Origin of the sequence: uncultured Paracoccus sp., assembly GCF_947487305.1 — a bacterium.
In the GTDB taxonomy this organism is placed as follows: domain Bacteria; phylum Pseudomonadota; class Alphaproteobacteria; order Rhodobacterales; family Rhodobacteraceae; genus Paracoccus.
Genome location: NZ_CANKWH010000035.1, coordinates 1 through 14,999 on the forward strand (window position 1 = coordinate 1; position 14,999 = coordinate 14,999).

15 protein-coding genes and 1 pseudogene are annotated in these 14,999 nt (G+C 62.5%); 7 read left to right on the forward strand and 9 right to left on the reverse strand.

Translation table 11 applies throughout. The annotated features are described in order from the left end of the window. Positions 1 to 659 (forward strand): IS630 family transposase (locus Q1A36_RS20175; RefSeq protein WP_299847786.1); only part of this gene is annotated, 659 nt, incomplete at its 5' end. A gap of 94 nt (positions 660 to 753) precedes the next feature. On the opposite strand, the gene Q1A36_RS20180 is transcribed toward Q1A36_RS20175, so the two are convergent. The 8 genes from Q1A36_RS20180 to Q1A36_RS20215 all read right to left on the reverse strand — a co-directional run bounded on the left by Q1A36_RS20180 (position 754) and on the right by Q1A36_RS20215 (position 10,019). After that, positions 754 to 2,289, reverse strand: a complete 1,536-nt coding sequence (locus Q1A36_RS20180) for a tripartite tricarboxylate transporter permease (RefSeq protein WP_299847787.1) — start codon at positions 2,287 to 2,289, stop codon at positions 754 to 756. Positions 2,290 to 2,298: 9 nt separating this feature from the next. Beyond that, a complete protein-coding gene (locus tag Q1A36_RS20185) occupies positions 2,299 to 2,706 on the reverse strand; it encodes a tripartite tricarboxylate transporter TctB family protein (protein WP_299847788.1) in 408 nt (135 codons plus the stop codon). Between the two features lie 82 nt (positions 2,707 to 2,788). Continuing rightward, positions 2,789 to 3,772: a tripartite tricarboxylate transporter substrate-binding protein gene (locus tag Q1A36_RS20190; RefSeq protein ID WP_299847809.1), complete on the reverse strand. Its 984-nt coding sequence runs from the start codon at positions 3,770 to 3,772 to the stop codon at positions 2,789 to 2,791. 70 nt (positions 3,773 to 3,842) lie between these two features. Next, a complete protein-coding gene (locus Q1A36_RS20195; RefSeq protein WP_299847789.1) occupies positions 3,843 to 4,991 on the reverse strand; it encodes an alpha/beta hydrolase in 1,149 nt (382 codons plus the stop codon). Positions 4,992 to 5,016: 25 nt separating this feature from the next. After that, positions 5,017 to 5,853, reverse strand: a complete 837-nt coding sequence (locus Q1A36_RS20200) for a citryl-CoA lyase (RefSeq protein WP_299847790.1) — start codon at positions 5,851 to 5,853, stop codon at positions 5,017 to 5,019. Beyond that, positions 5,850 to 7,043, reverse strand: coding sequence for a CoA transferase (locus tag Q1A36_RS20205; protein WP_299847791.1), 1,194 nt, complete (start codon positions 7,041 to 7,043; stop codon positions 5,850 to 5,852). Before Q1A36_RS20205 ends, Q1A36_RS20200 begins: the two co-directional genes overlap by 4 nt. Continuing rightward, positions 7,027 to 8,958, reverse strand: a complete 1,932-nt coding sequence (locus Q1A36_RS20210) for a TRAP transporter fused permease subunit (protein ID WP_299847793.1) — start codon at positions 8,956 to 8,958, stop codon at positions 7,027 to 7,029. Before Q1A36_RS20210 ends, Q1A36_RS20205 begins: the two co-directional genes overlap by 17 nt. 101 nt (positions 8,959 to 9,059) lie before the next feature. After that, positions 9,060 to 10,019, reverse strand: a complete 960-nt coding sequence (locus Q1A36_RS20215; RefSeq protein WP_299847795.1) for a TAXI family TRAP transporter solute-binding subunit — start codon at positions 10,017 to 10,019, stop codon at positions 9,060 to 9,062. Positions 10,020 to 10,146: 127 nt separating this feature from the next. Here Q1A36_RS20215 and Q1A36_RS20220 point away from each other — a divergent pair, with 127 nt between their 5' ends. The 3 genes from Q1A36_RS20220 (at position 10,147) to Q1A36_RS20230 (ending at position 13,242) form a co-directional block, all read left to right on the forward strand. Continuing rightward, positions 10,147 to 10,830 (forward strand): IclR family transcriptional regulator, encoded by a 684-nt coding sequence (locus Q1A36_RS20220; protein WP_299847797.1) that lies wholly within the window; start codon positions 10,147 to 10,149, stop codon positions 10,828 to 10,830. Between the two features lie 11 nt (positions 10,831 to 10,841). Next, complete coding sequence (locus Q1A36_RS20225; RefSeq protein WP_299847799.1) at positions 10,842 to 11,762, forward strand: SMP-30/gluconolactonase/LRE family protein; 921 nt, start codon at positions 10,842 to 10,844, stop codon at positions 11,760 to 11,762. A gap of 217 nt (positions 11,763 to 11,979) precedes the next feature. Next, the gene (locus Q1A36_RS20230; protein ID WP_299847801.1) at positions 11,980 to 13,242 is read left to right on the forward strand and encodes a site-specific integrase; all 1,263 of its coding nucleotides are present in this window, start codon (positions 11,980 to 11,982) and stop codon (positions 13,240 to 13,242) included. A 17-nt stretch (positions 13,243 to 13,259) separates the two neighbouring features. On the opposite strand, the gene Q1A36_RS20235 is transcribed toward Q1A36_RS20230, so the two are convergent. Continuing rightward, positions 13,260 to 13,856, reverse strand: coding sequence for a hypothetical protein (locus tag Q1A36_RS20235; protein WP_299847803.1), 597 nt, complete (start codon positions 13,854 to 13,856; stop codon positions 13,260 to 13,262). Between the two features lie 454 nt (positions 13,857 to 14,310). Here Q1A36_RS20235 and Q1A36_RS20240 point away from each other — a divergent pair, with 454 nt between their 5' ends. From Q1A36_RS20240 to Q1A36_RS20250, 3 genes and pseudogenes are all read left to right on the forward strand, one after another. Beyond that, a complete protein-coding gene (locus Q1A36_RS20240; RefSeq protein ID WP_299847805.1) occupies positions 14,311 to 14,565 on the forward strand; it encodes a helix-turn-helix domain-containing protein in 255 nt (84 codons plus the stop codon). After that, positions 14,562 to 14,825 carry a hypothetical protein gene (locus tag Q1A36_RS20245; RefSeq protein WP_299847807.1) on the forward strand — a complete coding sequence of 88 codons (264 nt, stop codon included), beginning with the start codon at positions 14,562 to 14,564 and terminating at the stop codon, positions 14,823 to 14,825. Before Q1A36_RS20240 ends, Q1A36_RS20245 begins: the two co-directional genes overlap by 4 nt. Beyond that, positions 14,822 to 14,923, forward strand: a pseudogene (locus tag Q1A36_RS20250) (VRR-NUC domain-containing protein); the annotation flags it as partial. The gene Q1A36_RS20245 and the pseudogene Q1A36_RS20250, both read left to right, overlap by 4 nt. Positions 14,924 to 14,999: the final 76 nt, after the last annotated feature.

Below are 14,999 nucleotides of genomic sequence, written 5' to 3' on the forward strand. Positions count from 1 at the left end.
GGTTGGTTCTCGCAACCCGACCCTACCGGGAAACCCGATGGCCACCGCAAGCTACACCACGTCCATGGACGTCACCCGCCAAGGTAAGGCAACAGCGCGCGGACTGGTTCAAACATCGGCTTCCTGCCATTGCGGCCTTGCCGGATCGTGTTGTCTTCCTTGATGAAACGGCAGTGAAGACCAACCTGACCCGGCTGCGCGGCAGGGCAAAACGGGGCGAGCGCCTGACGATGGATGCGCCCTTTGGTAGCTGGGGCACGCAGACCCTGATCGCGGGTCTGACCCCCGACGCCTTGATCGCGCCATGGGTCATCAAGGGCGCGATGGACGGCCCGGCCTTTGCCTCCTACATCCGCGAAGTGCTGATCCCAGAGATCTCGCCCGGAACCGTTGTCATCCTCGACAACCTGGCCACGCACCGGAACAAGGAGGCCGCCCAAGCCCTGCGCGACCACGGCTGCTGGTTCCTCTACCTGCCGCCGTACTCGCCGGATCTGAACCCCATAGAGCAGGCCTACTCAAAGCTGAAAGCCCACCTGCGACGGAGCGGTGCCAGAACCTTCACCGACGTCTTCGAGGCCATCGGAGCAATCTGCGATCTCTACGACCCAACAGAATGCTGGAACTACTTCAACGCCGCCGGATATGTCTCAGGTTAATGTCGAAACGCTTTAGTCGGAAAGCTCTTTCTCGACCGATCAGTGCCGAGAAAGAGCACGCTCTTGATGGCTCAAACGTATTATTATCCTGCCATCAATCCGTATCGAGCGTCTCGCCGTCGAAAGGCTGCTTCTCTTTGACGCGGAAGAAGCGTCCGAGGACGATCGGGGCAACGAAGCCTGCAACTGCGAACAGCCAGATGCCGATGGCCAGCGGGCTGTCTATCAGGGCCCACCAGTCGCCATCCGAGATGGTCAGTTCGCGGCGCAGATTGGCCTCCATCAGCTTGCCCAGCAGCACGCCGAGGATGATCGGCACCAGCGGGATGTCGAGTTTGCGAAACAGCCAGCCGATGACCCCGAAGGCGATCATCACCAGAAGGTCAAAGGTCGAGCCGGATATGCCGTAGACGCCGACGAAAGAGATCATCGCGACGGCGGGCATCAGGTAGCGGGTCGGCACCTGCAGGACTTTGACGAACAGCTTGATCAACGGCAGGTTCAGGGCCAGCAGCATGATATTGGCGATGAACAGCGCCGCGATCAGGCCCCAGACCACGTCCGGGTTCTGCTGAAACAGCAGCGGACCGGGCGTAATGTTCAGGGCCAGAAGCAATGATAGCAGTACGGCCGTCGTCCCCGAACCCGGCACACCAAGCGCCAGCATCGGCACCAGCGCCCCACCCGCTGCGGCATTGTTGCCGGCCTCGGGGGCAGCGACACCGCGCGGATCGCCCTTGCCGAAGGTCTTGTTCTTGTCCGAGACCTTCTTTTCCAGCGTATAGGCCAGAAACGATCCAAGCGAAGCGCCGGCCCCCGGCAGAACCCCGGCGATAAAACCCACGACGGTACTGCGCGCCATGGCTGGGGTCGTGTCGACCAGATCCTTCTTGGTGACGGTTGTGCGGCCAAGGGGCACGCTGTGGGTATCCATCCCCCCGCCCGAGCGGTGTTCGAGGAAGATGAAAACCTCGGACAGTGCGAACAGGCCCACGATCACGACCAGAAAGTCGATGCCGTCGTAGAAATGGACGTTGTTGAAGGAAAAGCGCGTCACGCCGGTTTGCTGATCGACGCCGACCATCGCGATCAGCAGGCCGAAGCCAGTTGCCAGCAGCGATTTCATCTGGTTGCTGGCGGCGACGCCCCCGATGGTGGCAAAGGCCAGTGCGAACAGCGCGAAATATTCGGCTGGGCCGAACAGAAGCGCGACATCGACCAGTTGCGGGGCAAGAAAGACCAGCCCCCAGGTAGCGAAGAACGCGCCGACGAAGGATGCGATGCCCGAAATCGCCAGTGCTTCGCCGGCCCGTCCCGCCCGGGCCATGGGATAGCCGTCAAGACAGGTCATCATTGCCGGTTCGTCGCCGGGAATGTTCAGCAGGATCGAACTGATGCGCCCGCCATACATCGCCCCGTAATAGACTGAGGTCAGCAGGATCAGCGCCGGTGTGGCGCCAAGGCCAAGACTGAAGGCAAGCGGAATCAGGATGGCGACGCCGTTCGACGGACCAAGCCCCGGCAGCGCGCCGATGATCGTCCCAAGCAGGCAACCGATGGCTGCCAGCAGCAGGTTCTGCACGCTCAGCGCGACAATAAAACCGTCGCCGAGTGAGGATAATGCTTCCATGACAGCCTCCTAGAAGCCAAGCGGCCCGACCGCGAGGGTCAGTCCAAGGGCAAGGTGAAAGACGGCGTAAATCCCCAGCGCAATGCCAATACCCGCGATTGCTGCCTGAACCGGAGGGGCACCGAGCCGCCAGGCAAGAATGCCACCGGCGATGCAGGTTGCGATGATGAAGCCGAGGACCGGCAGCAATTCGGCATAGGCGATGAAGACGACGATACCGATCCCGACCTCGATGAAGCCCGAGGCCTTTGGCCAGTGCGGCTCTGCGTCCGGCTTCAGCATGATGCCCAGCCCGGCAAGCGCGAGCACGACGCAGATGATCACCGGGAATGTCTTTGGACCAAGCGGATCCGAAATGAACGGGATCTCGATCAGGGTCGTGCGCCAGATAAAGAAGACGGCGACCAGTATAGCCAATCCGCCGACAATTCTGTCAGTGCGTAGCATTATCTCCTCCCAAAACAGAAATGATGGCGGCCCATGAAGGGCCGCCAGGTGATCATTTGATCAGGCCGATTTCGCGCGACAGCGTCTGGATCTCGTCGACCGAGGCGGCGACGTATTCCTGAAACGCCTCGCCCGACAGATCCAGCGGCGCGATGCCGTTGGTTTCCATGACCTGTTTCCACTCGGGAGAATCGTAGAGCGTCTTGAGGTTCTGGGCCCAGTAGTCATAAGCCTCTTCGCTCATGCCGCCCGGGCCGTAGAAGCCGCGCCAGTTAGCGCCGACTGCGTCGATTCCCTGTTCCTTGGCAGTCGGGAAATTGGCGAAATCGCCCTCCATCCGCTCGGGCGCCAGAACTGCCAGCACCTTGATGTCGCCGGAATCGACAAAGCCCTTGGCTTCAGACGCATCGCCGGTAAATGCCTGAATGGAACCCGCCAGCAGCTGGGTGATCGCCTCGCCGCCGCCTTCGAAGGCGACATATTTGACTGTCCGGACATCTTCGACCCCAGCCTTCTTGGCCATGGACAGGACCTTCAGATGGTCCCAGCCGCCGACGGCAGAACCGCCGGCGAATGCGACCGAACTCGGGTCGGCCTTCACTTGGTCGATCAGTTGCGGCAGCGTATCGACCGAGGAATCCGCCGCGACCGCAATGATGCCATAATCGGCCCCGACAGATCCGATCCAGCGGACCTGATCCATGGTCCCGCCCGGGAAAGCCCCTTGCGCAAGCCGGGTCGCCGTGGCCGATGATGCGGCTACGATGACATTGTTATCTTCGTTGCGCTTGTTGGTAATCTGGGCAAACGCCACGCCGCCCGAACCGCCGGTCAGATTCGTCACCTGCATGGTGCCCGAGATCAGGCCCAGATCCTGCAGGGTCTTGCCGACCTGACGGCAAGTGAAGTCCCATCCGCCGCCGGGATTGGCAGGCGCGATGCATTCCGTCGCGCCGGGATCAAAGGCCACTGCGGCACCGGGGAGCGTCAAGCCGGCAATGATGACGGCCGCCTTTGCGAAGTTGACATGTTTCATCAGTAGATTCTCCTCTCCATGTAAGGTTTTCTTGAGACGGGACCGGATCCTCGCGGTCTGCCCCGCGACGTCACTCGACGTTCCGGGTGATCCAATCGGCCAGGAAGCCGGCGACCTCGAGATTGTTTTTCTCAAGCATCATCATGTGCCCGCTTCCGGTGATGCCGTGGTCCTCAAGCCGCGCGAAGTCCACGCCCGCGCCCGCCTGCGCCAGATAGTTGGCCGTGCAATGGTCATAGACGGCGTGATAGGACGCCTCTCCGACGGCGATCAGGATTGGGATCCCCGCCAGGTTTGGGATCTTTCGCGCGGGCTCCGGCTGCATCCAGCACGCAGCGAGATCCGGTGCGTCGGCCTGTGCCTGCTTTTGCGGTTTCAAGTCCTCGGGCGCGCTGACCGGAGGGTCATAGGTAATCGCAATGTCCGTCGGCCCCCAAGGCCTGGCTGCGCCGTCACCCAGAACCGCATCCTGAAAAGGCGGGCCAAGCGGCTCAATCGATACGATGCCCTTCACAAGTTCCGGGCGCGCGTCTGCGATCAGCCAGCCGAATGCGCCTGCTTGGGAGTGGGTCAGCAAGATGGCGGGGCCAATCTTGTCAAGGAGTGCCGCCCCGGCCTTTTGAACGAGCGCCTGGGTATCGGCATTGCTTTTCAGGAATTCGACCTGTGTAGCATAGAATGCGTCGAAGGTTTCGTCGCCCATCAGGCCGGTTCCGGGCCACTGGCTGTGTTTTTGGGCCTGAGCCCAGTTGCCGCCGTCGCGTGAGGCCGTGAACAGCTTCTGGATGATCGGCGCTGGAAAATTCCGGATCTCGCCATCGAATTCGGGGTGATATGCCGAACGGCCGCGCGCTGGTTGGTCGACCATGTAGACGACAAACCCGGCCTGCAGGAAGTAATCTGCCCATCCCTCGCGGCCATCGGGCGTCCCCATCCAATTGGTCGCCGTCTGCGCCGCGCCGTGGAACAAGACTAACGGATAAGGCTGCGTGATCTCCTTGGGGACCAGCACCTCAACATACATCGCGCCGTCCATGACCTCTGCACCCGGCACGCCAACATACTTTCCGCCGGCGTAGAAATAGCCGCGAGCAGCCAGATGATCCTGGTCCTGAACAGCTATACCGCCCGGAACTTCATAGGCCGGTGGTTTTGTTTCGGCCGCCGGCGTCTGTGCTGAAACCGGCGCAGAGAAAGCAAGGATTGCTGCGCTTGCCATGACTACTGTCTGTATCCGATTCACGTTATGCTCCTTCCGATCCGACAGTCCGTTCACCCGAAGCCGGGCCGTCATAGGTGTAGAGAAACCGCGGCGGCACCGGCCCCTTGTTCCGCCCGCCCTGCTGGGTCTGTTCCCAGGCATGGGCAAGGATTCCGACCGAACGCGACAGGCAGAACAGCCCGCGCGCCAGCGGGGGTTCGCAACCCAGTTCCGCAAAGATGACTGCGGTGGCGCCGTCGATATTCATCGGGACCGGCCGGCTGCGCCCGGCGCCAAGATGCCGCTCGACTGCCTCGCCGATATCTGCAAAGCGGCCCGAGACGCCGCCCCTGGCTGCGACATTGCGCACCAGTTCCAGCAGGCGCGGCGCCCGCGGGTCGCCGTCCTTGTGGAAGCGATGACCGAAACCGGGGATGAACTTTGTGCGGGTCTGCTGCCAGTCAGTCACTGCGGCTGCCGTTGCATCCTCAAGCGATGCACCGGCATCCTGACGGGCGGCAATGTTGTAATATAGCTCCAGCGTCTGCTGGCCCGCGCCGCCATGCACGTCACCCAGCATGTTCACGGCACTGGCCATGGCATTGTTCAGCGCCAGCCCGCAGGTCACGGCGCTGCGCGCGGCCGCGATCGAAGGCGCCTGCGGGCCGTGATCGACACCGGCAACCAGTGCGGCATCCAGAAGCTCGGCCTCGGCGTCATTGGGCAGGCGACCCGCAACCATCAGCCAGATCATCGCCGGGAGGCTGACATTGCCTATCAGGTCCTGGATCGGATAGCCGCGAAACCCGATCACCCCCGGACGCATGTCGATGATAGACGTGCGCCACCAATCACGGACGTCCTGTGCATCGCTATTCATATCTCTCCCCTTTCTCGCATGGACCGAATGTCGTCGGCCGCATATCCCAAGGACGCGAGGATCGCGTCGTTATCTGCCCCGAGCGCCGGCGGAGGAGCCGCGACCGAGGGCGCCTCGCCATCCAGCTTGATGCCCGTCCGCAGCACCTGAACCGGCTTGCCGACGCCAGGCACGTCAGAGAATTCGGCGACCATCCCGCGCGTGCGGATGACCTCGTGTTCCAGCACCTCCGGCAGGTCCAGCACGGCGCCCGCGGGCACGCCAAGGCGGTTGAGTTCCTTGGCGATCTGCCTTGCATCAAGGGAGGCGAGTGCCGCCTCGATCTCAGCTTTCAAGGCCAGGCGGTTCTTCTTGCGGTCCTCGCGGGTCGCGAACTCACCGCGCGACAGAAGATCCTCACGGCCGATGTGCCGGGCCAGGGTCTGCCATTGCTCATCCTTGTTGGCGGCGATATTCAGCGGGCCTGTCCCGGTTGTAAATGTCCCCGAAGGCGCAGAGGTAAGGTTCTCATTGCCGTTCGGCGTCGGCCGCTGGCCCGCGACCAGCCAGTTCGACACCGCCCAGCCCATCGTTGCGATCAGCGATTCCAGCATCGATACGTCGATGAATGTGCCCCGCCGCGGCGCATTCAGTGCGGCGGCGATGGCGAAGGCGGCGGTCAGGCCGCCGACGGTGTCGGCAACCGGATAGCCGACACGCAAGGGCGCGCTTTCGGCGTCGCCGGTGATCGACATGACGCCCGACGCCCCCTGCACGATCTGGTCGTAAGCCGGCCGGTGGGTCCAAGGACCGGTCTGCCCGAAACCCGAGATAGCGCAATAGATCAGCTCGGGCCGCTCGGCCGTCAGCACATCATAGCCAAGCTGCAACCGGTCCATCACGCCGGGGCGGAAGTTCTCGACCAGCACATCGGCCGTCCGGACCAGTCGCCTCAGCAGCTCCTTGCCAGCCTCGGTCTTCAGATTGGCGGTCACCGATTTCTTGCCGGCATTCTGCGCCAGAAAGGAGACCCCCATTCCTGCCGCATTCAGTGCGGGGTCCGCACCAAGATTGCGGGCCAGGTCGCCGGTCTTCGGCACTTCGACCTTGATCACCTCGGCGCCCAGATGTGCCAGCTGATGGCAGCAAAACGGACCGGCGAGGACATTAGTCAGGTCAAGAACCCGGACCCCTTCAAGCGGCTTGTGCATGACCTGCTCCTTTGTATTTGAGAACCGAGATGGCGAGGATCACCGCGCCACCCAGGAAGGCCGTCCACCAACCGGGCGCCATGATGAAGGCCGCGGCCAACCCGAGTGCGAGCCGCAGCGGAATGCCGAGCTTGCCGAACAGGAAGCCCACATGCGCCGCCGAAAAGCCGAGGATCGCGAGCAGCAGGAACGGAAGGATCATCAGCGCGTCGATGACGCCTGTATCCTGCGTGCCGACCATGATTTCGGGGTGGTAGATCCACGCGATCGGCAGGATGAAGCCGACAGCGGCGAGGCGCAGCGCGGTCATCGCAAGTCGGATCGGATTTTCCTTGGCAATCGCGGCGGCGGCGAAGATCGCCAGCGCTACGGGTGGGGTGATCGCCGAGAGAACCGCGTAGTAGAAGACAAACATATGCGTCGAGAGTTCCGAGATGCCGAGCTCCATGATCGCGGGTCCGGCGACGAAGATGACCATCAGGTAGGACGCAGCCGTTGGCAGCCCCATGCCCAGCACGATCGAACAGACTGCCGCCAGGACCAGCGCAGCCAGTAGGTTCTGGTCGCCAAGCGCGGTGATCTCCTGGTTCAGCTTGATGCCAAGGCCGGTCGAGGTAATGGCGGCGATGACGATGCCGATGGCCGCACAGGACAGCATCACCGACAGACCCTCGCGACCGGAATCGACGATGAATGTCGGCCAGTCAGAGCCTTTTAGCCGCGTATCGGGCAGGATCATGGCAACCGCTACGATGACGCCGCTGGCCATCAGGCCCGAATAGGTCGCCGGATAGCCCGAGAAGAGCAGCGTCAACAGCGTGCCGAAGCCCAGGACCAGAACAGCAGCGCGGCTATACATGCGGCGGTCCCATACCGGGGCCTCGACGTCCAGCGGGGCGATGTTCAGGCGGCCTGCCTCCAGCGCGACGGCAACCGAAAGCGAAACCAGATAAAGGATCGCGGGCACGATCGCGGCCAGCATGATGGTGACATAGGGAATGCCGGTGACGTCGGACATGATGAAGGCACCGACGCCCATCACCGGCGGCATGATCTGCCCGACGCAGGATGCGGTGGCTTCGACCCCGCCCGCGAAGCGGCCGCTATAGCCGGCCTTGCGCATCATCGGGATCGTCAGGACTCCCGTAGAGGCCACGTTGGCCGGCGCCGAACCGTTGATGGACCCGAACAAAGCGGACGCAATGATCGCGCATTGCGCCGGACCCGAGCGCTGCTTGCGCGTCAGCATCAGGGCGAGATCATTGAAGAAATCGCCCGCTCCGGTCAGCCGCAGGGCGACGCCCAGGATCACGAAGACCAGCACGATGTCGACCACGGACCCAAGAGCCACGCCGAAGATGCCGCGATAGCCGTAGGAAATCTCCAGCACGCGCTTCATCGACATCGGCCGATGCTCCAGCAGGCCGGGCATCATGTGTCCGAAGAACAGGTAGATCAGCGCCGCGATGACCACCCCGGTCAGCAGCCAGCCTTCCGCCCGATGCGCGCCGATGACCACGACCAACGAGCCAATTGCATAGCAGAGCAGGTCCCAGTTGTTGGGAAGCCCTTCGCGGTTGGCGGCGATGTCGTCATATTGGTTGGTGTAATAGGCATAAGCGAAGGTCGCGCCCGCGATCAGCGCCGCGGTCACCACCAGATCCAGCAGCCGGCGCCGCCCATCCTTGTCGACAAAGGCGGGGCGCAGGCAGAAGATGGCAACCAGCCCCAGGTAGAGAACCGTGCCATACTGCACTTCCGAGGGAAAGCGCCCGAAAAGTTGCGTGTAGATGATGAACAGCGGGATCAGACCCGCCGCAGCAAGTCCCAAGGCCTGGACCGCCGCGTAAGGTGCACGATCATCTGCCGTATCCGGCATGAGGCCGCGCACGAAGGCTTCAACCGAGACATTCATATGCTCGTCCCTTCGATAAGGTTGGCTGTTTGGCGAAAAGGATCCCCGGGCGATGCGCCTGGGTTGATTGACGGGCGGCCATAACGGCCGCCCGAAGGCGATCACATTCGCCCGATCTCTTTGTAATAGCGTGCGGCACCGGGATGCAGTTCGGCCGAGATGGAGGTCAGCGCATCGTCAAGGTTGACCAGCGACAGGCCGGCAGACGCATCATTGACCTTCTGGATGTTCTCCCACAATGCCTTGGTCAGCTGATAGACGGTTTCCTCGTCGATCTCGCCGCGCACCATGATCTGATAGGGAAATGTCCAGAAATAGGCATCTCCTTCTGTGGCGACCCGCCCTTCATAGGCCTTCTCAATCACCTCGGCCGGCACACGCTGATAGACGTAATACTCGCCATTGCTGATGGTTTTCTGGAACTCTTCCAGCGTCGCCGGATCGGGCGAGACGAAGCGCAGTTCCATCTGGCGAGATGCGTTGTCGATCACTGCGGTCGGGATCGACCCCCAGACCAGCGTGGCGTCCATCGTGCCCGCCGCCATTTGATCCAGGGCAGGGCCGTATTCGATCGCCTGTGCCTGCACCGAGTCGGCGATGCCATGAATCTGGAACAGCGTTTCCGTCACCTTGCCCGCATTGCCACCGGGTCGGCCAATACCGACCTTGTGGCCGGAGAGGTCTTTGAAGCTCTCGATACCGGCATCCGAGCGCGCCACGTACTGGGCCATCCCGACGGGCAGCGCCAGAATTGCCTTCATGGTCTTGTAGCCTTCGCGCAGATCTTCGGGATCCTCTGAGTAACTTCCAGTCCCATCGACGGCGTCGAGGTAGTGCGGCGCCCCGACACCGACCATGTCGACCTCTCCCAGAGCCGCCTTCCGCATCCCCGCGACGGTGCCGTTCTCGACCACCGTCATCGACAGGCCCGCCTCACGCGCGATGCCCGACCATACGACACCCAGCTGGTAATCGTCTGACGTGGTCGAGACCCCGCTGAAGATGATGTCCTGCGCCTGTGCGACGCCACCGCTGAGCGCGATGGCCGTCGACAGGATCATTGCCCGGTAAGTGAACGTCATGGCTTCTCTCTCCAATCGTTCTGTCTGACAGAATGATATTGCATCTGATAGAACGTTATGCTTTATTGATGTCGTTGTGTCAATCTTCTCGAAAAAGGAGGGACGAATGACCGAGGCAAAAGGCGTCGAAGCCGTTGAACGCGCTCTACAAATTCTCGATTGCTTCGATCCGGAATCGCCCGATCTCAGCTTGGCAGAGATCGCGAAGCGGACAGGACAATACAAAAGCACGATTCTCAGGCTGGCCGTTTCCCTGGAACGGTTCGGCTACCTGATCCGCGACGAAGGCGGCCGCTTTCGCCTCGGCCCGACCGCCTGGCGGATCGGTTCGAACTATCGGCAGAGCTTCGACCTTGCAGGGGTAATGCGCCCCGAATTGAAGCAGCTTTCCGACGAGACCAACGAGACTGCCTCGTATTACATCCGCGAAGGCGACAGTCGGGTGTGCCTGTTCCGCAGCGAGCCATTGCGCGCGATCCGTCATTCCATCATTGAAGGCGCCCGGATGCCGATCACGCAGGGCGCCAGCGGCAAGGTGCTTCTCGCCTTCTCGCCAAAGCCAGGGGAAGGCCATCCGGCCATCCGCGAAGCGGGTCATGCCATTTCGCTAGGCGAGCGCGACAGCGATGTCGCCGCCATCGCGGTTCCGATCATGTCCGCCAATGGTCAGCTTCTTGGCGCACTTGCCGTATCGGGCCTGATCACGCGCTTCGCTCCCGATACCCGCCCCAGCCTGATCGCCGCCTTGGAGGCCAGCCGGCAACGACTGGTCAATCAGTTGACCGCCTGAGGAGAAAAATCGTGTCCTTCTACCCCGCACCCCGGATCATCGACGCAGAGGTCTGGACGACGATGCCTTCCGAGTTCCGTATCAAGAACACCTCGCCAGCCTGGGCTGCCGCCAACAAGCCGGGCCGCATGATCGACAGCTTTCTTGAAGGCCCCAGCTTCGACCGCGACGGCAATCTATGGGTAACGGATATCCCCTATGGCCGAATATTCCGGATCTCGCCCGACCGGAAATGGTCGCTCGTCGCGGAATATGACGGTTGGCCGAACGGTCTGAAGTTTCATCGTGACGGCCGAGCATTCATAGCCGATTACAAGAATGGCATCATGGTGCTTGATCCGGCGACCGGCACCATCGAGCCGGTCGTGACCCATCGCCACTCCGAGCATTTTCGCGGCTGCAACGACCTCGTGTTTGACAGCCGGGGAACGCTTTATTTTACCGATCAGGGTCAGAGCGGGATGCATATGCCAAACGGCCGCGTCTATCGCTATCAGCCCAAACAGGATCGGCTCGACCTGCTTATCGACACCGGCCAAAGCCCGAACGGCATAGTCCTGAACGAACACGAAGACGCCCTTTACGTCGCCATGACCCGCGGCAACAGCGTCTGGCGCCTTCCACTGATGGCCGATGGTTCGGTCTCGAAGGTCGGCGTGTTCGTCCAGCTTTCCGGCGGCCTGTCCGGCCCGGACGGCTTGGCTGTCGATTCAGAGGGAGGATTGTGGATAGCGCATGCTGGTAATGGATGCGTTTGGGGCGTTTCAAAAATGGGCGCGCCGACCTATCGCGTTGTCAGCCAAACAGGCGTCACGACGACCAATCTCGCCTTCGGCAACGTGACACATCCCGGACTGTTCATCACCGAATCCGACACTGGCAACATTCTGCATGCGCGGCTATCGGTTGAGGGTCGGTCTATGTTTGGATAGGAGCAACACTCCTCTTAGAACGAGTTTAGGATCATTTCCGGTGCTTTCTTATGAAGGCCCGCAGGACAGCCACCAAGACTGGTGGCTATCCAGCACCGGCACCCTTACCGCCGACTTCCGCCCCCTTCCGCCTCCCTGCCGGTCTGGGGTGCGATGTATGACTTGCCATGCGCGCGAGGCTGAGCCTCATGTGGGATGCAAGAAGGAGGCGCCGGGCATGGTGAAGCGATTGAGACTGAACGAGAAATCGGTGCGGGAGGCGCCGCCTGAACCGGGCCGCGACTATCAGATTTTTGATAGCGAGGTGCGGGGGTTCGCCATCTGCATCTACCGCTCGGGGAACCGTGCCTTCACGTTGGATTACCGCCATGCCGGGCGGCAGCGCCGGATGACGCTGGGGCGCTGGCCGGAATGGTCGACGGCTGCCGCGCGGGAGCGAGCGAAGGAATTGCGCCGCGACATCGATGCCGGGGGCGATCCGCTGGGCGCGAAGGAGGACTGGCGCGAGGCGCCTCGCGTCAAGGATCTGATCGAGCGCTATGCCGAGGTGCATCTGCCGAACCTCGCCAAAACGAACGCCTCGGATCAGCGGTCCATGCTGACCAAGCTGGTCGGGCCCGACTGGAACAATCGGCTAGTGACCGAGATCACGCCATATGACGTGGAAAAGCTGCTGAACCGCATCGCCGAGGGTCGCGCCCGGCCGCACAAGGCGAAACCCAACAACCGCGCCCGGAAGCTGCAGGGGTCAAAGCCTACGCCCATCCGTGCCAACCGCGTCGGCGAGGTGCTGCGCAAGATGTTCACCTATGCGCAGAGCTGCGGCTGGCGCGAGGACAATCCGGCATCTGGCTTCCGCCGCCGGATCGAGAATCCGCGCGAGCGGTTTCTGTCGCACGAGGAAATCCGCAAGCTGGCGGAGGCACTGGACGCGGCCGAAGACCGCCGCGCAGCCGATATAATCCGGCTCTGCATGCTGACCGGAGCGCGCGTCGGCGAGGTCCGGCAGGCGCGGTTCGAACATTTCAACCTCGAACACCTGAGCTGGTCCAAGCCCGCCAGTATGACCAAGCAGCGCCGTATCCACCGGCTGCCGATCTCGGATGAAGCCGCCGCTATTGTCCGCCAGCGCCAGCTGCTGGTGCCGCGTGGCTGCCCGCTGCTGTTTCCGGGCGACGTGCCCGGCGAGCCGGTCAAGGAAATCCGCCGCTTCTGGCATCAGATCCAGAAACAGGTGGGCATCGAGGATGTCCGGATCCACGACCTGCGCCATACCTTCGCCTCGCTGCTGGTCAGCGGCGGCGCATCGCTGGAAATGATCGGCAAGCTCTTGGGCCACAGCCAGACCCAGACCACAGCGCGCTATGCCCATCTGATGGATTCGCCCTTGCGCGCCGGGGTCGATGCCGTGGCCAGCGCCTTCCGGCCAAAGCCGGTGCTGGTGCATGATCCGGGGACCAAGCAGCACAGAAGTGCTTAGTCGCGCGGGGCGGGCGGCTATTCGGTCTCCCGCAATGCCCGCCAGATCGGGCTGAGGCGGCGCCGGACGGTTCGTTCATCCGGCACCTCGCCCCCGGGTGAGTTCTGCCCAAACCAGTCCTGCGCCTCGACGATCCACTCACCCTGCGTTGCCGGAAGTCCCCGTTCGTGCAGGCGCACCATCTGCGCGATGTAGAACCCCTCCCAGTCATAGCGCGCCGGGGCACCACCCGGGTCGGTCGCGCGGCGGGTCAGCCCATGTTCGGCTTCAAACCGATGAACGTGATCGGCCAGGATCATCAGATCGGCCAGTTCGACCTCGATGTAATCCTCCGGATCGGCGATCATGGTCCAGTCGGCGCTGTCCAGAACGCGAACACGCCGGATGGTGCGCTTTTCAGGACTGGAACCCCAGCGTCGGAACATGCTCAGGATATCGGCGATCGGAACGACCACCAGCCCGGCCAGAACCTCATCTTCCTGCGCTATCGGCTCGATCGCCATCACGATCTTCAGACGGTCCGTCACCGCCCAGCCCGCCAGATCGTCCAGACTGCAATTCCAGCGAAACACCACCTCGTGGACGCTGTAGAGCGCCCGCATCGGCAATCCCATCCTCTGCTCTCTCCCTTATTGTCTTGCGGCGCCCTGCACCCCTTCGATGATTGCCCGATCAGATATGGCTGCGCCGGTCGCGGACCCGTCGTCAGTCCGCGTTCTTCGACCGCATCGGGCGTGATAGGGCCGCTTTGTCCACCACCCAAGTGCGATCTGGCAAGGCCAATCCGCTGGGGATAACCGACTCTTTGTTCTTGACCTGTTCTCGCACGAGCAATCGCGAAGCCGCGCGAGGGACATTACGTCGCGATAGTCGGCCTCGTGGTGGTGAACAGCCGTAGGTGCTGACGCTCGTCCCGGCCCCAATCCTCACAAACCCAGCAAAACATGGGGTGGCACAGGTTCCGGCAGGTTCCGCCACCTTCCGCCTCCCTGCCGGTCCTCCTGATATGGTTCCGATGCTTCCCGTCAGCCGCCTGTGTTCCGGGCGGTCAAGAAAGGAGGCAAGAGCATGACACAACCGAAGAGTGCCGATCCGGCACTTGAACCGCGTCTGCTGCGCGGATGGATCAGCCGTTACGATCTGGCGCAGGAACTGGGCCTGTCGGTCGATACGCTGGGACGCTGGGAGCGGCGGCGCAAAGGCCCGGCCTGTGTCCGCGCCGGTCGCAAGGTTCTCTACCGCATGAGCGTGGTCCAGGACTGGTTGCAGTCGCAGGAGATGCCGCGTGTCGCAGATTCGAAGAACGCGCGGGGGCGGGCATGAACGCCATGATCCCGATTCCCGCCTCCAATGCCCGCAACACCTTAGACGTGCCTTGCCCGGCCGACTGGCCTGCCCAGCGCCTCGCCGAGGCCCGCGCCATCGTCGCCGATTTCGTTCACCACCCGGACAGCCTGATCATCCTCGCTTGCCGCGCCATTGCCGCGCACAGCCCGGACGCACAGGAACGGCGCGAGGCTGGCGCGTTGGCGGGGCTGCTGACCTGCCTGTCGAACCGAAAGCGAAAAGGCGGTGCCGCATGACCCACCGCACGCCTGAGGCCGATATCCAGCGCACCATCGTCCACACCCTGCGGATCGTTCTGCCGCGCGATGCCATTATCCACCATTCCGCGAATGAGTGATCCTCCCCCTGTGAAGTGGTCCGCCGTTATTATGAGGAAACGGAGGATCAGAGATGGCAAACAAGAGACCGAA